The 21,687-nt window shown below is 62.4% G+C and carries 19 protein-coding genes; 12 read left to right on the top strand and 7 right to left on the bottom strand.

What is annotated here, in order from left to right; all coding sequences use genetic code 11:
* Positions 1-7: 7 nt before the first annotated feature.
* From choX (JQR87_RS16550) to betA, 5 genes are all read left to right on the top strand, one after another.
* On the top strand, positions 8-952 hold the full coding sequence (choX, locus tag JQR87_RS16550) for a choline ABC transporter substrate-binding protein (RefSeq protein WP_407295007.1): 945 nt from the start codon (positions 8-10) through the stop codon (positions 950-952).
* Between the two features lie 236 nt (positions 953-1,188).
* Positions 1,189-2,043: a glycine betaine ABC transporter substrate-binding protein gene (locus JQR87_RS16555; protein WP_407295005.1), complete on the top strand. Its 855-nt coding sequence runs from the start codon at positions 1,189-1,191 to the stop codon at positions 2,041-2,043.
* Positions 2,044-2,285: 242 nt separating this feature from the next.
* Complete coding sequence (gene betI, locus JQR87_RS16560; RefSeq protein ID WP_407295004.1) at positions 2,286-2,879, top strand: transcriptional regulator BetI; 594 nt, start codon at positions 2,286-2,288, stop codon at positions 2,877-2,879.
* 32 nt (positions 2,880-2,911) lie between these two features.
* Entirely contained in the window at positions 2,912-4,384 is a 1,473-nt protein-coding gene (gene betB, locus JQR87_RS16565; protein WP_407295002.1) for a betaine-aldehyde dehydrogenase, read from the top strand.
* A 95-nt stretch (positions 4,385-4,479) separates the two neighbouring features.
* Positions 4,480-6,189: a choline dehydrogenase gene (betA, locus tag JQR87_RS16570; protein ID WP_407295000.1), complete on the top strand. Its 1,710-nt coding sequence runs from the start codon at positions 4,480-4,482 to the stop codon at positions 6,187-6,189.
* A gap of 232 nt (positions 6,190-6,421) precedes the next feature.
* Here the strand turns inward: betA and choX (JQR87_RS16575) are convergent, their stop codons facing one another.
* Both choX (JQR87_RS16575) and betC read right to left on the bottom strand, forming a co-directional pair.
* A complete protein-coding gene (choX, locus tag JQR87_RS16575; RefSeq protein WP_407294999.1) occupies positions 6,422-7,357 on the bottom strand; it encodes a choline ABC transporter substrate-binding protein in 936 nt (311 codons plus the stop codon).
* A gap of 66 nt (positions 7,358-7,423) precedes the next feature.
* Positions 7,424-8,929, bottom strand: a complete 1,506-nt coding sequence (gene betC / locus JQR87_RS16580; protein ID WP_407294997.1) for a choline-sulfatase — start codon at positions 8,927-8,929, stop codon at positions 7,424-7,426.
* 109 nt (positions 8,930-9,038) lie between these two features.
* Between betC and JQR87_RS16585 the strand changes: the two genes are divergently transcribed.
* Entirely contained in the window at positions 9,039-9,959 is a 921-nt protein-coding gene (locus tag JQR87_RS16585; RefSeq protein ID WP_407294995.1) for a choline sulfate utilization transcriptional regulator, read from the top strand.
* A 13-nt stretch (positions 9,960-9,972) separates the two neighbouring features.
* Here the strand turns inward: JQR87_RS16585 and JQR87_RS16590 are convergent, their stop codons facing one another.
* Positions 9,973-10,749: a ferredoxin--NADP reductase gene (locus tag JQR87_RS16590; protein WP_407294993.1), complete on the bottom strand. Its 777-nt coding sequence runs from the start codon at positions 10,747-10,749 to the stop codon at positions 9,973-9,975.
* A gap of 101 nt (positions 10,750-10,850) precedes the next feature.
* Here JQR87_RS16590 and JQR87_RS16595 point away from each other — a divergent pair, with 101 nt between their 5' ends.
* The 4 genes from JQR87_RS16595 (at position 10,851) to JQR87_RS16610 (ending at position 14,174) form a co-directional block, all read left to right on the top strand.
* On the top strand, positions 10,851-11,978 hold the full coding sequence (locus JQR87_RS16595) for a methyltransferase (RefSeq protein ID WP_407294992.1): 1,128 nt from the start codon (positions 10,851-10,853) through the stop codon (positions 11,976-11,978).
* Positions 11,979-11,995: 17 nt separating this feature from the next.
* Entirely contained in the window at positions 11,996-12,352 is a 357-nt protein-coding gene (locus JQR87_RS16600; RefSeq protein ID WP_407294989.1) for a MerR family transcriptional regulator, read from the top strand.
* 57 nt (positions 12,353-12,409) lie between these two features.
* Complete coding sequence (locus JQR87_RS16605) at positions 12,410-12,817, top strand: carboxymuconolactone decarboxylase family protein (RefSeq protein WP_407294987.1); 408 nt, start codon at positions 12,410-12,412, stop codon at positions 12,815-12,817.
* Positions 12,818-12,950: 133 nt separating this feature from the next.
* Positions 12,951-14,174, top strand: a complete 1,224-nt coding sequence (locus tag JQR87_RS16610) for an MFS transporter (RefSeq protein WP_407294984.1) — start codon at positions 12,951-12,953, stop codon at positions 14,172-14,174.
* Between the two features lie 109 nt (positions 14,175-14,283).
* Here the strand turns inward: JQR87_RS16610 and JQR87_RS16615 are convergent, their stop codons facing one another.
* From JQR87_RS16615 to JQR87_RS16630, 4 genes are all read right to left on the bottom strand, one after another.
* Positions 14,284-16,488, bottom strand: a complete 2,205-nt coding sequence (locus tag JQR87_RS16615; RefSeq protein WP_407294981.1) for a xanthine dehydrogenase family protein molybdopterin-binding subunit — start codon at positions 16,486-16,488, stop codon at positions 14,284-14,286.
* On the bottom strand, positions 16,485-17,471 hold the full coding sequence (locus JQR87_RS16620; RefSeq protein WP_407294979.1) for an FAD binding domain-containing protein: 987 nt from the start codon (positions 17,469-17,471) through the stop codon (positions 16,485-16,487). The genes JQR87_RS16615 and JQR87_RS16620 overlap by 4 nt, the downstream gene beginning before the upstream one ends.
* The gene (locus JQR87_RS16625; protein ID WP_407294977.1) at positions 17,468-18,001 is read right to left on the bottom strand and encodes a (2Fe-2S)-binding protein; all 534 of its coding nucleotides are present in this window, start codon (positions 17,999-18,001) and stop codon (positions 17,468-17,470) included. Before JQR87_RS16625 ends, JQR87_RS16620 begins: the two co-directional genes overlap by 4 nt.
* A gap of 218 nt (positions 18,002-18,219) precedes the next feature.
* Positions 18,220-18,846 carry a nucleotidyltransferase family protein gene (locus JQR87_RS16630; protein ID WP_407297663.1) on the bottom strand — a complete coding sequence of 209 codons (627 nt, stop codon included), beginning with the start codon at positions 18,844-18,846 and terminating at the stop codon, positions 18,220-18,222.
* A 326-nt stretch (positions 18,847-19,172) separates the two neighbouring features.
* Between JQR87_RS16630 and JQR87_RS16635 the strand changes: the two genes are divergently transcribed.
* Entirely contained in the window at positions 19,173-20,468 is a 1,296-nt protein-coding gene (locus tag JQR87_RS16635; RefSeq protein ID WP_407294976.1) for an NCS2 family permease, read from the top strand.
* A 121-nt stretch (positions 20,469-20,589) separates the two neighbouring features.
* A complete protein-coding gene (trmA, locus tag JQR87_RS16640) occupies positions 20,590-21,678 on the top strand; it encodes a tRNA (uridine(54)-C5)-methyltransferase TrmA (RefSeq protein WP_407294973.1) in 1,089 nt (362 codons plus the stop codon).
* The last annotated feature ends 9 nt before the right edge of the window (positions 21,679-21,687 follow it).

Genomic DNA, 21,687 nt, shown 5'->3' on the forward strand with positions numbered 1-21,687 from the left:
ATTCAGGATGATTAGATTCAAGACGATAACGGGTATCGCCCTGCTCTCCTGCGCTGTTTTGCAGGGTGCCTGGGCCAAAGAGCCCGCCAGCTGCGAGAAGGTGCGCTTCGCTGAGATCGGCTGGGCGGACATCGCCGCCACCACCGGCGTAGCCATGGTCCTGTCCGAAGGCCTGGGTTACGACCCGAGCAAGGTCATGGCCTCGGTGCCCATTGCGTTCACGGGTGTGAAAAACAAGCAGATCGATGCGTTTCTCGGCTATTGGTCGCCCTCCATGGACGCAGTCATCGAGCCATTCGCCAAGAACGGCGGTGTCAAGGTCCTCGAATCACCCAACCTGGAAGGCGCCAAGTACACCCTGGCGGTACCGACCTACACCGCTGATGCTGGCCTGAAAAGCTTTCAGGATATCGCCAAATTCAAGGATCAACTGGGCGGACGCATCTACGCGATCGAACCGGGCAACGACGGTAATCTGCTGATCGACAAGATGATCAAGAACGATCAGTTCGGGCTCGGTGACTTCCGCATGGTCGAGTCCAGCGAAGCCGGCATGCTGGTTCAGGTGCAGCGAGCAATCAGGAAAAAAGAGCCGGTGGTTTTCCTGGCGTGGGCGCCGCACCCGATGAATGCACAGCATGACCTGACCTATCTGTCAGGGGGCGACGAGGTGTTCGGGCCAGACTACGGTGCGGCAGAGGTGTACACCGTCGTGCCGCCGGATTATCTCGATCGCTGTCCGAACGTCGGGAAATTGCTGCAGAACCTGCAGTTCACCGTCCCGATCGAGAGCGAACTGATGGAAATGGCACTCGAGAACGACGATCCCCAGACCGTTGCGAAGAACTGGATCAAAGCCAATCCAGCCATGCTTGATCAATGGCTCACCGGCGTAACCACCTATGACGGTCAGGACGCCGTCAAAGCGGTGAAGGCTTTCGTCGGGCTCTGACAGGCCAAGGCATCACTCGACGAGCCGTTACAGACATGAACGCCTCCCGGCGGTTTCCAGCGATGCGCTGAGACCGCTTACGGGACCGGCCGGCCTGAAAAAGGGATTGACCGGTGCGCAAGCGGCGCGCCAACCGTGCATGGGGCTTCGCTGATGCAGAAGCGCCGGCATACCGCGAGCCCGTTCAACGGGTCGCGTCGACACCACTGATTTTCCCTGACATGGAGTTACAACGCATGAATCCATTCAAGCATCTCCTCTGCGGCCTCAGCGCCGCCAGCCTGGCGCTGGGCATGGCGACCAGCATGGCGGCGGACAAACCTGAATTGAAGATCGGCTACGTAAACGGCTGGGACGACAGCGTCGCCGCCACGCATGTGGCGGCCGAGATCCTCGAGAGCAACCTCGGGTACAAGGTCAAACTGCAACCGGTCGAGCCGGCCATCATGTGGCAGGGCGTGGCGCGCGGCGATCTCGATGCCACGCTTTCAGCATGGCTTCCGGCCACCCACGGTGAGTACTTCGACAAGCTCAAAGACAAAGTCGTGGTGCTAGGCACCAACTACGAAGGCGCGAAGATCGGTTTGATCGTACCGGAGTATGTCAAGGCCAAAAGCATCGCGGACCTCAACCAGCATAGCGAGGCATTCGACGGCAAGATCACTGGCATCGATGCCGGCGCTGGCGTGATGCGCCGCACCGAGGAGGCCATCGAGCAGTACGATCTCGACCTCCGTCTGATGGCCAGTTCGGGGCCGGCCATGGCGACTGCCCTGACGCGCGCCGAAAAAGCCAAAGAGCCCATCGTGGTCACCGGATGGATTCCGCACTGGATGTTCGCCAAGTGGAAGCTGCGTTTCCTGGAAGACCCGAAAAAGGTGTATGGCGACGATGAGCATGTCGACACCGTTGCCAATCCGCAGCTCGCCGCGAAGGCGCCAGAGGCCGAAGCATTTCTGAAGAAATTCAGCTGGAACGCCGAGGAAGTCGGCGAAGTGATGCTGGCCATCCGTGACGGCGCCAAACCGGATGCGGCTGCGCGCGACTGGGTAAAGAACAATCCGGAGCGCGTCGCCGGCTGGCTCGAATAACACTCGTTTCGCCCATCCCCATTCTATTGGCGCCCCGGTGGGCGCCGCTTCAGGCAACGGCAGGCGACGGAAAGCGACGTTGCGCCTGGAGAAGTTCCGCTGGCTTCGCTTAGCCCGCTCGGCACGTTGATCTTGATGCGACGCAGACGTGCCCAAACTCGACAGCTCGTCTTTATTGATTGAGCGTTCAAGAAAAAATACCTAGGCTGTCCGTGACTCGTTTTACTTCTTCTGGAGGCATCATGCCCAAGGTCGGCATGCAACCAATCCGGCGCAAGCAGCTGATTCACGCCACCCTCGAAGCGGTCGATCAGGTGGGCATGAATGACGCCAGCATTGCCATGATCGCGCGTCTGGCGGGCGTCTCGAACGGCATCATCAGTCACTATTTTCAAGACAAGAACGGGTTGCTCGAAGCCACCATGCGTCATCTGATGAAGGCCCTGAACCAGGCTGTTCGCACGCGTCGCGAGCACCTCAGAGACGACAGCCCGCGTGCGCACCTGAAGGCGATCATCGACGGCAACTTCGACGATAGCCAGGTGAATGGCCCGGCGATGAAGACCTGGCTGGCCTTCTGGGCATCAAGCATGCACCAGCCGTCCCTGCATCGTTTGCAGCGGATCAACGACCACCGTCTGTATTCCAACCTGTGTTGCGAGTTTCGTCGGGTTCTGCCGCTGGAGCAGGCGCGCTCGGCAGCACGAGGCATGGCGGCGCTGATCGACGGACTGTGGCTGCGCGGCGCCCTGGCCGGCGACGACTTCGATACCGATCAGGCGCTGCAGCTCGCCTACGACTACCTGGATCAGTTGCTGGCCAGGCCGTACCACTGACGCCTTCACTTACGCACCTCGCGAGGACGACCATGCGCCGTTTCGAACAACAGAAGCTCTACATCAATGGCTGCTACACCGACGCCAGCAGCGGCGGTACGTTCGAGACTATCAATCCGGCGACCGGCGAAGTGCTTGCCGAGCTCCAGCGCGCGTCGCGGGAAGACGTCGACAAAGCCGTCGCCAGCGCCGCGGCCGGACAGAAGATCTGGGCTGCGATGACGGCCATGCAGCGCTCGCGAATACTGCGCAGGGCCGTGGACATCCTGCGAGAACGCAACGATGAACTGGCCGAACTGGAAACGCTCGACACCGGCAAACCGCTGTCTGAGACCCAGGCGGTTGATATCGTGACCGGCGCCGACGTGCTCGAATACTACGCCGGGCTCATTCCCGCCATCGAAGGCGAACAGATTCCGTTGCGCGAAACCAGCTTCGTCTATACCCGCCGCGAGCCGCTGGGCGTGGTGGCAGGTATCGGTGCCTGGAACTATCCGATCCAGATCGCCTTGTGGAAGTCCGCGCCGGCCTTGGCGGCCGGTAATGCAATGATCTTCAAACCCAGCGAGATGACCTCCCTGACCACGCTGAAACTGGCCGAGATCTACACCGAGGCGGGCGTACCAGACGGCGTCTTCAACGTACTCACCGGTAGTGGCGCGGAAGTCGGCGCCTGGCTTACGGAGCATCCGGGCATCGAAAAAATCTCCTTCACCGGCGGAACCAGCACCGGAAAGAAGGTGATGGCCAGTGCATCGAGCTCCACCCTGAAGGACGTCACCATGGAGCTGGGTGGCAAGTCCCCGCTGATCATTTTCGAGGATGCTGATCTCAACCGCGCCGCGGACATCGCCGTCATGGCCAATTTCTTCAGCTCGGGGCAGGTCTGCACAAACGGCACCCGCGTATTCGTACACCGCTCGTTGCAGGCGCGTTTCGAGGGCAAGGTGCTCGACCGCATCAAGCGTATCCGGCTGGGCGACCCGCTGAATGTGCAAACCAATTTTGGCCCGCTGATCGGTTATGCGCACATGGACAACGTGCTGGCCTACATCGAGTCAGGCCGGGCCGAGGGCGCCCGCTTGCTCTGCGGCGGGGCCCGCGTCACCGAAGGTGCGGCTGCCCAGGGCGCCTATGTGGCACCAACGGTTTTCAGCGATTGCCGGGACGACATGCGCATCGTGCGCGAGGAAATCTTCGGCCCGGTCATGAGCATCCTGGTGTTCGACGACGAAGCGGAAGTCATCCGCCGTGCCAATGACACCTCTTACGGCCTTGCCGCCGGGCTGGTAACCCGCGACCTGACCCGCGCCCACCGCGTGATTCACCGCCTCGAAGCGGGCATCTGCTGGATCAATACCTGGGGCGAGTCGCCAGCCGAAATGCCGGTCGGCGGCTACAAGCAGTCCGGCGTGGGACGCGAGAACGGCCTGACGACCCTCGCGCACTACACCCGCACCAAATCGATTCAGGTCGAGCTGGGCGATTTCGCCTCGGTGTTCTAACAACGGCCTCGAGCGTTACGTCACCCGTTGCAGGCAACAAGCGCCGCCGCTACGTCCAGCATGCGGCTCAACGCTTTCGTGGGAGGGATGCTGTTATGGAATTCGACTACATCATCATCGGAGCCGGTTCGGCCGGTAACGTGCTGGCGACTCGGCTGACCGAGGACGCCGATGTCAGCGTGCTGCTGCTCGAGGCTGGTGGCCCCGACTATCGGCTGGATTTCCGTACCCAGATGCCTGCCGCGCTTGCCTTTCCGCTGCAGGGTCGACGCTACAACTGGGCCTACGAGACCGACCCCGAACCGCACATGAACAACCGCCGTATGGAATGCGGTCGCGGCAAAGGCCTGGGTGGCTCCTCGCTGATCAACGGCATGTGCTACATCCGTGGCAACGCGCTGGATTATGACGGCTGGGCCAAGGCGCCGGGCCTGGAAGAATGGAGCTACCTCGACTGCCTGCCCTATTTCCGCAAGGCCGAAACCCGAGACATCGGCCCCAACGACTACCACGGCGGTGACGGCCCGGTGAGCGTGACCACGCCCAAGGCCGGCAACAATCCGCTGTTCCGCGCGATGATCGAGGCTGGCGTGCAGGCCGGGTATCCGGAAACCGACGACCTCAACGGTTATCGTCAGGAAGGCTTCGGCCCGATGGACCGCACTGTCACGCCGCAAGGGCGTCGCGCCAGCACCGCGCGCGGTTATCTGGATATGGCGCGTGGCCGACCCAATCTGACCATCGTCACCCATGCACTGACTGACCGCATCCTGTTCAGCGGCAAGCGGGCTATCGGCGTGGCCTACCTGCGCGGTAACAGCGACACGCAGCACGTCGCCCATGCCCGACGGGAGGTGCTGCTGTGCAGCGGTGCCATTGCTTCACCGCAGATCCTGCAACGCTCCGGTGTCGGTCCGGGTGCCCTGCTGCGTGAGCTCGGCATACCGATCGTGCATGACCTGCCGGGCGTCGGCGCCAATCTCCAGGACCACTTGGAGATGTACCTGCAGTACGCCTGCAAACAACCCGTATCGCTCTACCCCGCGCTGCAGATGCACAACCAGCCGAAGATTGGCGCCGAATGGCTGCTTTTCGGTTCCGGCGTGGGTGCCAGCAATCAGTTCGAGGCCGGCGGCTTCATTCGCTCGCGCGACGCGTTCGAATGGCCGAACATCCAGTACCACTTCCTGCCGGTGGCCATTAACTACAACGGCAGTAATGCAGTGAAAGAACATGGTTTCCAGGCCCATGTCGGCTCCATGCGCTCGCCCAGCCGCGGTCGCGTGCATGCCCGGTCGCGGGACCCGCGCCAGCATCCGAGCATCCTGTTCAACTACATGTCCTGCGAGCAGGATTGGCAGGAATTCCGCGATGGGATTCGGATCACTCGAGAGATCATGGCGCAGTCGGCCCTGGACCCTTACCGCGGTCGTGAACTGAGCCCCGGCGTCGATACAAACAGCGATGCCGAGCTGGATGCCTTCGTTCGGCAGCACGCCGAAACGGCCTTTCATCCCTCCTGCTCCTGCAAGATGGGCGAGGACGACATGGCGGTCGTCGACGGCCAGGGCCGGGTGCATGGCCTGGATGGATTGCGGGTGATCGACGCCTCGATCATGCCGCTGATCACCACCGGCAACCTCAACGCACCCACCATCATGATGGCCGAGAAGCTGGCCGACAGGATTCGTGGTCGCGCTCCGTTGCCGCGCAGCACGGCGCCTTACTACGTTGCCGGAAACGCCCCGGTTCGCACCGTCCAGCAGACACCGCTGGCTGCTGCGCCCAGCGCCGAAAGGGTCTAAGCGCCGAAGTTGCCGCGGTGGATGTCGCGTTGGACACCCACTGCGCTTGACCCTTGTATGAACGGAAGGCTTCGCGGTGTTTCAGGGCTTGATCGGCGCGCACGAAGCAGATGCAGCGTGCCGATCTATCGCGACGTAGGGTGGATGACGCTCTTTTCATCCACCATTGCCACCATCCGGTGGATCGGTGAAGCGTGATCCACCCTACGAAGCTGCCAGAGTGCGGCACACCTCAGAGCGAGGCTTTTACCGCGGCCAGCCCGTCTTCGCCCTCACGGGTCGAGACGCCTTCGAGCCAGCCTTCGAGCACGTCCGGATGGGCCTTCACCCAAGCCTTCACCGCAGCGTCATTACTGGCTTTGTTCTCCAGCACCTCGTTCATGATGGCGTTCTCCATCTCCTGAGTGAACGACAGGTTGCTCAGCAGCTTGCCGACGTTGGGGCACTGCGCCGCATAGCCTTTACGCACCAGGGTGTTGACGGTGCCGCTCTCGCCAAAATAGGCCTCTCCACCTTTGAGGTACTTGATATCGAACTGCACGTTCATCGGGTGGGGTGTCCAGCCGAGGAATACCACGCCCTTGTCACGCTTCACAGTGCGCCCCACCTGCACCAGCATGGCCTGCTCGCTGGACTCCACCAGGCGCCAGTCACCAAGCCCGAACTCATCCGTGTCGATCATCTTCTGAATGAACATATTTCCAGGCGCGCCCGATGCGATTCCGTAGATGGTCTTGTCGAACATCTCGCCATGCGCGTCCAGATCCTCGAACCGCTTGACACCCGCGTTCCACGCCGCGGTCGGGACCGCCAGGGTGTATTCGGTGCCCGTCAGGTTCACGCTGTGCTTATCGATCTCCCCCGTGGCCACGAACTTGTCGTAGTTGTCCTGTTGCGCCGGCATCCAGTTACCCAGGAAGACGTCGAGCTGGTTCTTGGTCAGGCCGGCGAAGATGATCGGCACGCCGAGGGTCATGACCTGGGGTTTATAGCCGAGGCCCTCGAGCAGCAGGCTGGCGACGCCGTTGGTGACGGCGATATCGCTCCAACCCGGATCGCCCAGTCGCACCGTGGCGCATGCCTTGTCTTCAACCGCGCCCTGCGCCTGGAGACCCGTGGCGGCCAACAGCAGGCTACTGGTCACAACTGCGTTTATGGTTTTTTTCATATCCGTCTGCCTTCTCTCTGTCGAAAGGTTCCTTGGTGACGACGCGTTGGCCGCCGATTGGGGGCGTCAAGGCCGAGGGTAACGCGCCTTACGCTCGAGGTCGTCCAGATCGATGTGATTACGCATGTACTGCTGGCTGGCATCGACCCAGGGTTGATGGTCCCAGCTAGTCAGCTTGCCCCTTTTCAGCGCATCGCTGACCAGACGCCGCCGACGCTGGCTGGCCAACACCTGACCGTGAATGGCCGGGATATCCCAGCGCTGGCGAGCCTCGGTGAGGAAGGCCTCGGCCAGCGCCTGATGATCGGAGGCACCCATCAGGTTTTCACGTTCAGACGGGTCGTTGACCAGATCGAACAGCAAGCAGGGATCCTGCTCCGAATAGATGAATTTGTACGCACCGCGGCGAATCATCATCAGCGGGCTGGTAGAGCCTTCGGCCATGTATTCGCCGATCACCTCATCATGGCCGGCATGGCCGGTAAGGTGGGGTATCAGCGAGCGGCCATCGAGTGGCAGGTTGGGCTCCAGTGTGCCTCCAGCCAGTTCGACCAGCGTCGGCAGCAGGTCGGCGGTCGATACCGAGGCGCTGACCCGCGCCGGATCGATACCCGGCGCATGAATGATCAGCGGAACGCGAGCGGCCATCTCGAACCAGTGCATCTTGTACCAGAGCCCCCGTTCACCCAGCTGGTCGCCATGATCACCGGAGAACACCACGATGGTATCGTTGGCCAGGCCGCATGCCTCGAGGGTTCGCAACAACTTGCCGACGTTATCGTCGATGTAACTGCAGGCGCCGAAGTAGGCGCGACGGGCATCCCGTACCTTGTCTTCGGGCAAGGTCTTACCCCACAGGTCGATGACCTTGAGCAGCCGTTGCGAGTGCGGATCCAGCTCATCCTGGGCCATAGCCAGGCGTGGCAGCGGAATGTCTTCGTCCCGGTAACGATTCCAGTACTCCTCTGGAATGGTGTAGGGATCATGAGGGTGGGTCATCGATACCGTCAGGCAGAACGGCTGATTGTCGTCTGCCCGAACGTAGTCGTAGAGGTACTGCTGCGCCTTGAACACCACCTCTTCATCGAAATCCATCTGGTTGGTGCGCACGCTGGGACCTGCCTGCAACACCGACGACATGTTGTGGTACCAGCTCAAGCGTATGTCCGGTTCGTCCCAGTTCACTGCCCAGCCGTAATCGGCAGGGTAGATATCACTGGTCAGCCGCTCCTCATAGCCGTGCAGCTGATCCGGGCCGCAGAAGTGCATCTTGCCGGACAGTGCCGTGCGATAGCCGAGCCGCCGCAGGTAATGGGCATAGGTCGGCACGTCAGCAGGAAAATCGGCGGCATTGTCGTAGGCGCCAATCTTGCTCGGCAGCTGCCCACTGACCAGGGTGAAGCGTGACGGCGCGCAGAGCGGACTGTTGCAGTAAGCCGAATCGAACACCACGCCTCCAGCGGCCAGGCGTGCAAGATTCGGCACCTTGATCGGTGACGCCGGGTCGTGGATCGGAAGAATGGGAGCGGCCATCTGATCGGCCATGATGAACAGGATATTGGGGCGTTTCATAATGCGATGGTCCATGCTTTTGTTATGCGAGACTGCATGGATCTCAGTTTGGCGCCTCCAGCGCCGCGGTAAACCCGGCCGCGGGCAATGCCTCGGATAAGTACAGCTAATGCCAAATCGATTCGATCAGATTTCCCTCGACGCGCTGCGGGTGTTCGAGTCTGCCGCTCGCCAGCTGAGCTTCACCGCTGCGGCGCTGGAGTTGGGCAGCACTCAGCCGGCGATCAGCCAGCAAATCAAACGGCTGGAGCAACAGCTGGCGATTCGCCTGTTTGACCGCGTTTACCGTGGCATCGCCCTTACCGAGGCCGGAGAATTGTTGTTGGGCTACGTGCAGCAGGGCCTTGGCGCGCTGGATGCCGGCCTCGCCGCGGTTACCACGCAGCAGCAACACGAGGTGCTACAGGTGGCCACCGACTTCGCGTTTGCCGCGTACTGGCTGATGCCTCGTCTGCAGCGCTTTCATCAGCTCCATCCCGCAGTCGACGTCAGCCTGGTCACCAGCGAGCGCGGCCTGGGCGCGCTGCCATCGGAAACCGACGTCGCCATCATCTTTGGCGATGGCCGCTCCAAGCATGGCGAAGCGCACCTGCTATTCAACGAAGAGGTGTATCCGGTCTGCAGCCCGCTGTTGATGAAAACCGAGACCCCGCCCCTGTCGCCGGCAGCGTTGGCAAGACTTCCGCTGCTCCATCTTCGGCCGGAAAGCCGTTCGCGCTGGCTCGACTGGGGCCATGTGTTCCGCGCATTCGGAATCGCCGAGACGCCAGCCTCGGGCATGTTGCGCTTCGACAATTACACCCTGCTGATCCAGGCGGCGATCGCGGGTCAGGGCGTCGCGCTCGGTTGGCGTCATCTGGTCGACGAGCTCTTGGCGCAGGGTCTGCTCTGTCGACTGTGCAGCGAAAGCGTGCGAACAGAGTTCGGGTATTACGTCGTCCTGCCGGAACGCAAGCGGCGCCAGCGCCTGATCGGCAGTTTCGTGACCTGGCTGCAGCGCGAACTGACCGAAGATAGGCTAGAACGCTGATGCAGTCCTAGGGTCACCAGTAGTTTTCCACCGCCACCTGCCCTGGCCGACGGGTCAGGCTGAGGTTGAGGTCACGAGCCTTCAGCAGCGTACGGGTGTCTTCGATCATCTGCGGGTTGCCGCAGAGCATGATCCTCGAGTGCTCAGGTTCCAGCTGCAGATCAGCGGCGCGCTCCAGCTCGCCGTTCTCGATGAGCGTGGTGATGCGACCGTTCAGCGCTCCGGGTACCTGCTCGCGGGTGACGACTGGCAAATAGGTCAGCTTCGAACCAAGCCCCTCAAGATAATCGCGCTCGGGCAGGTCGCGGATGAGCTGCTGATACGCCAGTTCCGATGCGGTGCGCGCGCTGTACACGAGCACAATCCGCTCGAAGCGTTGCCAGACCTCGAAATCCTGCAGGATCGACAGAAACGGGGCGATGCCGGTGCCGGTGCCCAGTAGCCAGAGGTCTCGGCCGTCGATGAATCGATCCAGGGTCAGGAAACCAAACGCCTGCTTGTCTACCAGAAGCTCGTCGCCGGGTTGAAGGCGGCTCAGCTCGCTGGTGAATTCACCGTCCGGCACCACGATTGAGAAGAAATCGAGAAACTCGTCATGCGGCGCGGACACCATCGAATAGGCGCGCCAGACAATGCTACCGCTCGGTTTGCGCACGCCAAGGCGGGCGAACTGACCGGCAGTAAAGCGAAAGCCAGGGTCGCGGGTGGTGCGCAGGGTGAACAGGCTGGGCGTCAGGGTCCGCACCTCGAGCAGGCGCTGACGGGTGAACTTCTCATCGCTGACGGTCATACTTCGCTCCCTTCGCGGACATCTGCGGATTCGAGGGCTGGTTCTGTCACGGATTACCCCTTGATACTCCATTCCGACGCCTATAAACACCGCCAGTTCTTATGCCTATTCTTGAATCGCCCTTCGCATGCCTCGACCTGGTCCGCCAGCCTGAGCAACCCAACGAACCGCTACAGGCCTTCGATGCTGCAGATGAATACCTGCTGGCGCAGCTTTATGAACAGGGACTACCCACCGGCAGTCGGGTGCTGGTGCTCAACGACAATTTCGGCGCCCTGGCCTGTTCACTGGCGCAGCATGCACAGGTCACCAGCAGTGGCGATTCGCATCTGGCGCACCTGGCGCTGGACAAAAACCTGCAGCGCAACGCGCTTTCCAACAACGCCGTGAGCTTCGTACCGGCGAGCGAAGTGGCCCAGGGCCCATTCGACCGGGTACTGATCCGGGTGCCGAAGACCCTTGCGCTACTGGAGGAACAGCTGATCCGCCTGCAAGACCAGTTGGCGCCGGGCGCTCAGGTAATTGCTGCCGCAATGATCAAGCATCTGCCGCGCGCGGCCGGCGACTTGCTGGAAAAATACATTGGCCCGGTCCAGGCCTCGCTGGCGGTCAAGAAGGCGCGTCTGCTGACCGCAACGCCAGTGGACAAGCCAGTGCCGCGCTCGCCCTACCCAACCCGCTATCGGCTCGACCATCCCGGCATCGAACTGATCAACCACGCCAACCTGTTCTGCCGCGAAGACCTGGACATCGGCACCCGCGCCTTTCTTCCGCATCTGCCCAAGGCGCTCGGCAACCTGCGCGCAGCGGATCTGGGCTGCGGCAATGGCGTGCTCGGCATCGTCTACGCGCTGAGCAACCCGCAGGCGCAGGTGACCCTGGTGGACGAGAGTTACATGGCAGTGCAGTCGGCGCGGGAGAATTGGCAGGCCATACTCGGCGAGCGCCCCGCCGATATCCGCGCCGGTGACGGGCTGGCCGAGCAGCCGATGGATTCGCTGGATCTGGTGCTGTGCAACCCACCCTTCCACCAGCAGCAGGTGGTCGGCGATTTTCTTGCCTGGCGAATGTTCACCCAGGCCAAAACGGCGCTGTGCAAGGGGGGCGAGCTATGGGTCGTCGGCAACCGTCACCTCGGCTATCACCTCAAGCTCAAGCGGCTGTTCGGCAAGGTCGAGCAGGTGGCTGCGACGCCCAAATTCGTCATCCTGCGGGCGATCAAAGCGTGAGCCATGCGCCGGTTCGTATGAGCGTGCAACAGTTCGCCGCTCGGACCGGCCTGTCTGCCCACACCCTGCGCTACTACGAGAAGATCGGTTTGCTTCGACATGTCGCTCGGGATGCCGGCGGCCGTCGGGTATATGGACCGCGCGATCTGGAATGGGTCGATTTCATCCTGCGTTTGAAAGACACCAACATGGCGCTGGGCGACATCATCCGCTATGCGAACCTGCGCGAGCTTGGCGAATCGACGCTGGAGGCGCGCCAGGCATTACTCGAAGCCCATGCCGTCCAGCTGCAGGCGCGCTTGCAGCGCGACCGTGAACACCTCAGTGCGCTAGAGGCAAAGATCGAGCTGTATCGCCAGCAAACCCGCGCTTGACTTAGAGTCGACTCCAACCCGCAGGCTGTGTTCTCCATCAATTGAGAGGACTGACCCATGCCTGCATCAATCCGCTACACCAGGGGTTTGGCCAAGCTCGGAGAAGTCGACGGCGAAGCCGGCCACGCCGTCATTGACAGCCTGCAAACGATCGCTCCGGACCTGGCCCGTTACGTCATTGAATTTCCCTTCGGTGACATCTACCAGCGGCCCGGCCTCGACCTGCCCCAACGTGAGCTCGCCACGGTCGCAGCGATGACGGCGCTCGGGCATTGCCAGCCTCAGCTCAAGGTGCACATCCATGGCGCCTTGAATGTCGGCTGCACGCAAGTGCAGATCGTAGAAGTCATCATCCAGATGGCCGTCTACGCCGGCTTCCCCGCCGCGCTCAACGGCATGGCGACAGCCAAGGCAGTGTTTGCCGAGCGCGGACTGTTGAGCGACTCGACAGCGGAGGGAAGTTGAACCCTGTGGGCTGGGCGAAACGCTGCCCCACCCGCCCTACAGGAGCCGTACGGCGCACCGCCTGAAGTAACAGCCTGTCCGCGCCCCGGCTGCGTGCTAACCTGCGCGGCCCTGCGCCCTTTATGCCTGCCCGATGTCTACCCACGCCAAGCTCCAGCTCCGCCACCAACGGCCCTTCATCAAGTTCTGGTTCGCTCGCGTGTTTACCGCCAGCGGCTTCCAAATGCTTGCCGTAGCGATTGGCTGGCACATGTATGAACTGACCGGGAGCGTGCTGGATCTCGGGCTTGTCGGACTGGCCGAATTCTTCCCTCGCCTGCTGTTCATCCTGTGGACCGGACACGTCGCTGACCGTTTTGACCGGCGCCGGGTCGCAGCGCTGTGCCAAGGATTGCAGGGGCTGATTGCATTGGCCCTGGTGCTGGGCGCCGGTGGGCTCGGCGTGACGCGAGAAATGATCTTCGTGCTGGCCTTTCTGCTCGGCAGCGCCCGGGCCTTTGAAGGGCCGGCGACCCAAGCGCTACTGCCGAGCCTGGTGCCAACGCAACTGTTTCCCGCCGCAGTGGCAGCATCGTCCTCGGCCATGCAGACAGCGACCATCGTCGCCCCTGCCCTTGGCGGTCTGCTGTTCGCCATCGGACCGCTGTGGGTCTACGGCCCAGTGGTGCTGCTCTTTGCCCTCGCCTGCAGCCTGATGCTGAGCCTGCCGAAACGACCGGCTCCAGCCAAGCAGACCGGCCCGGCAATGGACAACCTGCTGGCGGGGATGCGCTTCATCCGCAGCCGACCGGACATCTTCGGGGCGATCTCGCTGGACATGTTTGCCGTGCTGCTAGGTGGCGCCACTGCGCTGTTACCGGTGTTTGCCAAAGACATTCTGCTGACCGGGCCCTGGGGACTTGGCCTGTTGCGCTCGGCGCCGGCGGCGGGCGCATTGTTGATGTCACTCTGGCTGGCTCGTTACCCGATCAATCGACAGGTCGGTCGGGTCATGTTCGCTGCTGTCGGCGTATTCGGCCTGGCGACTATCGCCTTCGGCCTCTCAACTTCGTTCTGGCTGTCGATGGGTATTCTGGTGGTGCTCGGCGCGGCGGACATGATCAGCATGGTGATTCGCGGCGCGTTCGTGCAGCTGGAAACACCCGACGCCATGCGTGGTCGGGTCAGCGCGGTGAATGGCTTGTTCATCGGAGCATCCAACCAGCTCGGCGAATTCGAGTCCGGCCTGACCGCTCACTGGTTCGGTACGGTGCCGGCGGTGGTCATCGGCGGCGTTGGCACACTGATCATCACCGGCACATGGATGAAACTGTTCCCGACGCTGGCCAACCGCGACCAGTTGCATCGGGATCTGTAACGGTTTCGGCGCCAGACACTTCGCGGTCTTCCAACCTACTCCCGCACCCTCGAAAAGTGGCGCATCGTAGGGTGGAAAACGGCAACGCCTTTTCCACGCGCCTGGCCGGTTACAACAGCTTGTCCATCGTGATCGGCAGATCGCGCACGCGCTTACCCGTCGCATGGAAGATGGCATTGGCCACTGCGGCGCCAACACCGACGATGCCGATCTCGCCAACGCCTTTGGAGCCAAGCGTATTGACGATTTCGTCCTTTTCCTCAACGAAGAAGGCATCGATCTCGCCGATATCAGCGTTCACCGGTACGTGGTACTCGGACAGGTTGTGATTCATATAACGACCCAGCTTGTGGTCGATCATGGTTTCCTCGTGCAGCGCCTGACCGATGCCCCACACCACGCCACCCGCGATCTGGTTGCCCGCGGTTTTCGGATTGACGACCCGTCCGGCCGCAACCGCGCTCACCACGCGACTGACCTTCACGGTGCCCAGGGACTCGTCCACACGCACTTCAACAAAGATGGCCGAGTGCGTCGCCGTCGAGTAGCCGTTGCGCTTTTCGCCCGGCTTCGTGCTGACCTCAGCCTCCAGCTCACCGCTCACCGCGACGATTTGTTGAAGGTCGACGCACTTGTCCGGAGCCGCTTTCAGACGCATCTGCCCGTCCACGAACTCAACGTCGTCCACTTTCGCGCCAGTGAATGGCGAGACGGGCGACTGCTGGGCTGCGTCGAGCAATTTCTGACGCAGCGCTTCGCACGCCTGTTCCACGGCAGTACCGACCGATGAAACGGTGAACGACCCGCCTTCCAGCGGCGCCTGGGGCAGGCTGGAATCGCCCAGACGAAACTCTACGCGCTCCATCGGCATGCCCATGGCCGCAGCGGCGATTTGGGTCATCACGGTGTAGGTGCCAGTGCCGATATCCGACGTAGCACTGCTGACCACCAGCCGCCCATCTGGCCCCAGACAGGCCTTGGCGGCAGCCGGCATCTGCATGGCCTCCCAGACGCCGGTCGCCATACCCCAGCCGATCAGCTGATTACCGTCGCGCATGGAGCGCGGCTCCATTGAGCGGCGCGCCCAACCGAAGCGCTCGGCTCCCTGCTCGTAACACCTGCGCAGCTCTTTGCTGGAGTAGGGCTTGTCCTCGTTGGCATTGCGGTCGGAGTAGTTGGTCAGACGCAGCTTCAGCGGGTCGACGTTCGCTGCGTACGCCAGCTCATCCATGGCGCATTCAAGTGCGAAAACGCCGATAGTTGCGCCCGGTGCGCGCATGTCCAGTGGTGTGTAGACGTCCAACGGCACCAGCTGATAATCCAACTTCACGTTCGGGCACTTGTAGAGCATTCCCGACCACTCGACCTCGTGCTCGGTGAAGTCCTCAAACGAGGACGTCTGACCGATCGCCTGGTGGGTGAGCGCTTGCAGCTGGCCGTCGGTTCCGGCACCGATGGACAGACGCTGAACCGTGCGCGGCCGGTAGCCGAACGTGAACATCTGCTGCCGCTTGAGCACCACTCGCACCGAACGCTTGAGCTTGAGCGCAGCCATCACCGCGAGCGGCAATTGATATTGCGGCCGCAGACCGGAGCCAAAAGCGCCGCCAACGTAGGGCGACAGGATGCGGATCTTGCCTTCCATGCCGAACACGTTTTCCAGATAGCGCATGCAGTTCTGCACACCCTGGGTCTTGTCGTAGATTTCCAGGCTGCCTTCAGGCAGGTAGTGCACCGTGGACGCATGGGGCTCCATCGGATTGTGGTGCTCGACCGGCGTGCTGTACTCGACATCGACCCGCACCGGCGCGCTGCGCAGGGCGCTGTCCACGTCGCCACGGGGCGGCGGCAGCTCGGCCGGCGCCTTGTGCATGGTTTCCAGTTCGCTGAGCAGGTCGGTGCGGTGGGGTTCCTGCTCGTATTCGACACGTACCAGGCTACCGGCGTAACGGGCCAGTTCGACGTTTTCCGCCACCACCAGCGCGATCGGTTGGCTGCTGTATAGGATGCGATCGTTGAACAGCGGACGGAACGGCGAGCCATCCGCAGCGTCGTCGTCTTCGTAGGGGTCGTCGTAACTGGCAACCGGCGGGCGGTTCTGGTGGGTCAATACCAGCGCCACGCCCGGCACGGCTTCAGCCGCACTGGCATCGATGCTGATGATTCGCCCTCTGGCGATGCTGCTGTTGACCACGCTGCCATAAAGCAGGCCGGGCACGTCGAACTCGGCGGCATAGTGCGCCTGGCCGGTGACTTTGAGCGGGCCGTCCACACGGTTCAACGGCTGGCCGAAGGGAGAAGTGGCTGGTTTCATTGGGCGGCTCCTTTGGCTGCGTCGGTCAGGGCGCGAACGATGGCGCGCCGGCCCAGTTCAATCTTGAACGCGTTGTGTTCGAAGCCGCTGGCACCCTTGAGCAGGATATCCGCAGCGGCAGCGAACGCAGCCTGGTCAGCCGCCTGGCCGACCAGCGCCGCCTCCGCTTCGGCCTTGCGCCAGGGCTTGTGCGCCACGCCTCCCATGGCGATACGGGCGCTGCGGATGCCCGCGCCATCCATATCCAGCGCAGCCGCAACCGACACCAGCGCAAAGGCGTACGAGGCGCGGTCACGCACCTTGAGGTAGCTGCTGTGCGCTGAGAAATCCTGTGCCGGCAGCTCCACAGCGGTAATCAGCTCGCCGTCGACCAGCGTGTTGTCCGCTTCCGGCGTCTGGCCCGGCAGGCGATGGAAATCGGCCATGGGGATACGCCTTTCGCCTCGCTGCCCTTGCACATGCACCACGGCCTCCAGCGCGGCCAGGGCGACGCACATATCGGAAGGATGCACGGCGATGCAGGCCTCGCTGTGTCCGAGAATCGCGTGGATGCGATTGAGGCCATCACGTGCCGAGCAACCGGTGCCGGGTTCGCGCTTGTTGCACGGCGTGGTGCTGTCGTAGAAGTAGTAGCAGCGAGTGCGCTGGAGCAGGTTGCCGCCAGTGGTGGCCATGTTGCGCAGCTGCGGCGAGGCGCCGGCCAGAATCGCCTGGGACAGCAGCGGATACCGCGCCTCCACCAGTGGATGCCAGGCCAGATCCGCGTTGCTGACCAGCGCACCGATGCGCAAGCCGCCATCCGGAGTCTCTTCGATATCTGCCAGGGGCAGCTGAGTGATGTCGATCAACTGGGAAGGACGGGTCACGTTTTCCTTCATCAGGTCGAGCAGATTGGTGCCGCCAGCGATGTAGCGGCTGTCAGGCCGAAACTGCCCGATAGCTTCTTCCACACTGTTTGGGCGGGCGTAGCTGAAGGGATTCATGGCCGCACCTCCTTCGCACCGGCAAGACGCTCGCGCGTTTCGTCTGTCGCATCCTCGATCGCCGCCACGATGTTCGGGTAGGCGCCACAGCGGCAGACGTTGCCGCTCATCTGTTCGCGTAACTCGTTACGCGTCTGGGCACGCCCCTCGGCGATCATGCCCACCGCAGAGCAAATCTGCCCGGGGGTGCAATAGCCGCACTGAAAGGCGTCGTGTTTGACGAAAGCCGCCTGCATCGGGTGCAATTCTTCGCCCTGCGCCAGCCCCTCGATGGTCGTCAGCTCCGCGCCGTCGTGCATGACCGCCAGGGTCAGGCAGCTGTTAATCCGTTTGCCGTTGAGCAGCACTGTACAGGCGCCGCATTGGCCATGGTCACAGCCCTTCTTCGTGCCGGTCAGGTGCAATTGTTCACGCAGCAGATCGAGCAACGTGGTCCAGGGGTAAACCTCGATGTCGCGGCTCTGGCCGTTCAGATTGAGGGTAATCGAACAGGCGGAAATCCCACCTGTGGCGGTAGACGTTTCGCTCATGGCAGCCTCACGGTTGTGGGGGCTTCGGCTGCCTGTTCTATGCAGGATCGCCGAAAACCTCAGGCATTAGGTGCGCTTTCCGTGCGCCTAGGGGTACGACTGCCAGGCTAGAAAAAACGTTCAGCTCAGGTTGCGCCAGAGCGGCCAAGGCACAGCGGAGGCTTAGCTGGAGCCCCCGAAGCGGGCCCCTGCGGCGACCCACCATGCGACGAGTGGCGTCAGCGGGTTCGCCGATCCTCGGGCCGGTCGATGTCCTGCAGCACGCCGTCATCATCCACTTCGATTTCAACCACCGAGCCATCCGCGAACAACGCTTGGGCACCGCGCTCCCCATCGAGCGCCATCAGCGCTGCACGATGATTGGCACCAATGCCACGGGGATTGCCACGCTGCCCCTGGTGACAGGGAAGGATCAAGCGATCCGGGTGAATCCCGGAAGCAATACGCCTGATGGTCTCCGGGCGCACATAGGGCATGTCACCCAGCACAACCAGCCATCCTTGCGCAGCCGGATACCGAGCGACGGCCTGCGCCAGACTGTGGCCGAGCCCATTGCTGCGAACGGCGAATACGTCTACGCCAGCTGGCCGGGCCTCACCAAGCCAGGCGAGCAACGCATGATTGTCCGTGCGGGTCACCACGACCGTACGCTCGGCCACGCCAACCAGCGCGTTCAGCGTCACGGCTAGAACGGACGGCGCGTCGGGCGAACCATTGCTGGACGCCAGCAGCTTGTCTTCATCGACTCGCTCGCGGTATCGACTGCCCTTGCCAGCAGCCAGCACCAGCGCGCATACGCCACTGATTGGTTTGGATACGGCAGGCTCGCGATGCGCCTCACTCATGGGCGAGGCTTCTGCATGGATTGGGCTGGGCTCCTGGCCCGACTGGTCAATCATCGTCTCTCTCAGAATTCCGGCGTTCGATAGGGACCGCAGCGTCAGCTCCAGGTTACGACTCCGTCAGCTCCAAAAACCGTGGCAACCGGAGCGGCATCGGCCATCGCCAGTAAAACCGACGAGTCACTCTAATCAAATTCAACCGGCCAGGGCGACGGTGTAAGATGCGCGGCTTTTGCGGGCATAGTCCGGATAAGCTTTGCTGTAACAAGCAAGTCGCTCAGCTAAAGTCCCCAACATTGCATCATCGACCGGCAAGAAGAGGAATCAAAATGCTGGAGAAGCTGTTCCAACTCAAGGCGCACAACACCACGCTGCGCACCGAGATCCTGGCCGGTCTCACCACCTTTCTGACGATGGCCTACATCCTCTTCGTCAACCCGAGCATTCTTGCCGAAACCGGTATGGATCACGGCGCGGTGTTCGTGGCCACCTGCCTGGCCGCAGCCATCGGTTCGGCGGTCATGGGCCTGGTCGCCAACTACCCGATCGCCCTGGCGCCGGGCATGGGGCTGAACGCCTTTTTCACTTACACCGTGGTGCTGACCATGGGTTACACCTGGCAGACCGCGCTGGGTGCAGTGTTCCTCTCGGGTGCGATCTTCTTTTTGCTGTCGATTTTCAAGATCCGCGAGTGGATCATCCATAGCATTCCGCTGGCGCTGCGCTCAGGCATCGCAGCGGGTATCGGCCTGTTCCTGGCAATCATTGCGCTGAAGAATGCCGGCATCGTCGTGGATAACCCGGCCACGCTCGTCGGCTTGGGCGACCTGACCGCCGGTGGCCCGCTGCTGGCCTGCCTGGGCTTCTTCCTGATTGCCGCCCTGGCCTACCGCAAGGTTACCGGCGCCGTGATGATCGGCATTCTGGTCGTCACCGTGCTGTCGATCATCCTCGGCCTGTCCGAACTGAACGCCGTAGTGTCGATGCCGCCGTCACTGGTTCCGACGTTCATGGAACTCGACATCATGGGCGCGCTGGACATTGGCCTGGTCAGCGTGATCTTTGCCTTTCTGTTCGTCGACCTGTTCGACACCTCCGGTACCCTGATCGGCGTGGCGCAAAAAGCCAATCTGCTGGACAAGGACGGCCGCATGCCGCGCCTGGGCCGCGCATTGCTGGCCGACAGCACCGCGACCATGGCTGGCGCCGCGCTGGGCACCTCGACCACCACCAGCTACATCGAATCGGCCGCCGGCATCAGCGCGGGTGGCCGCACCGGCCTGACCGCCTGTGTCGTCGCACTGTTGTTCCTGTTCAGCCTGTTCTTCGCCCCGCTGGCTGGCGCCGTACCGGCCTACGCGACAGCGCCAGCGTTGCTGTTCGTCGCGGTGCTGATGATGAGCAGCCTCGCCAACATCGACTGGGACGATCTAACCGTCGCCGCACCGGTCGCCATCGCCGCGCTGGCCATGCCGCTGACCTTCTCCATTGCCAACGGCATTGCCTTCGGCTTCATTGCCTGGACAGCGATCAAGCTGCTGGCCGGTCGCTGGCGCGAGCTGAGCCCGGCGATGTGGATCCTCTCGATCCTGTTCGTGGTCAAGCTGGGCTGGTTTGCCGGCTGACGTTCCAGAGGATGGATGACGTTTCATCCATCCACCTGATCGCATAGCAAGGTGGATGAGAAAAACGTCAGCTGCGCGCCCCGATCCACCCTACGATTCACCTGTTTTCTCAAGAGATTTCATGAGCGCTCCGCAATTCGACCCCGCCACCTACGACGCCCAACTCGCCGCGAAAGCCGCACGGCTGGTGGAACTGCTGGCGCCCTTCGAGGCCCCCACACCGGAAGTCTTCGACTCACCACGCGAACACTATCGCCTGCGCACCGAGTTCCGCCTGTGGCGCGAGGATGGCCAGCGGCATTACGCGATGTTCGAGCAGGGCGACAAGCACACGCCGATCCTGATCGATGAATTCCCCATCGCCAGCCGCCGGATCAACGAGCTGATGCCGCAGCTCAAGGCCGCCTGGCAAGCCAGTGAGGCCCTGAGCTTCAAGCTGTTCCAGGTCGAATTTCTGACCACGCTCGCAGGCGATGCGCTGATCACCCTCGCCTATCATCGGCCGCTGAACGACGCTTGGCAGCAGGAGGCAGAAAAGCTTGCAGCAACACTCGGCGCCAGCATCGTCGGCCGTTCCAAGGGCAAGCGCATCGTCATCGGCCGCGATTACGTAACCGAGCAACTGACTGTTGCCGGCCGCACCTTCAGCTATCGCCAACCGGAGGGCGCCTTTACCCAGCCCAACGGCGATGTCTGCCAAAAGATGTTGAACTGGGCCTACGACGTACTTGGCGAGCGCAGCGACGACCTGCTGGAACTCTACTGCGGCAACGGCAATTTCACCCTTCCGCTGGCGACCCGCGTACCCAAGGTGCTCGCAACCGAGATCAGCAAATCATCGGTCAATGCTGCGCTGGCCAACCTCGACGACAACGGCATCGACAACGTGAGCCTGGTTCGCCTGTCCGCCGAGGAACTGACCCAGGCGCTCAACGAAGTGCGCCCGTTCCGTCGCCTCGCAGGGATCGACTTGAAGCGCTACAATTTCGGCAGCGTTTTCGTCGACCCGCCGCGCGCCGGCATGGATCCGGACACCTGCGAGCTGACACGCCGCTTCGAGCGCATCCTCTACATTTCGTGCAACCCTGACACGCTGGCAACCAACATCGCCCAGCTGCACGACACCCATCGCATCGAGCGCTATGCCCTGTTCGACCAGTTCCCGTACACCCACCACATGGAGTCGGGTGTACTGCTGGTGCGGCGCTGATCGAAGCGA

The organism is Stutzerimonas stutzeri, from assembly GCF_051028275.1.
GTDB classification, from domain to species: domain Bacteria; phylum Pseudomonadota; class Gammaproteobacteria; order Pseudomonadales; family Pseudomonadaceae; genus Stutzerimonas; species Stutzerimonas stutzeri_AS.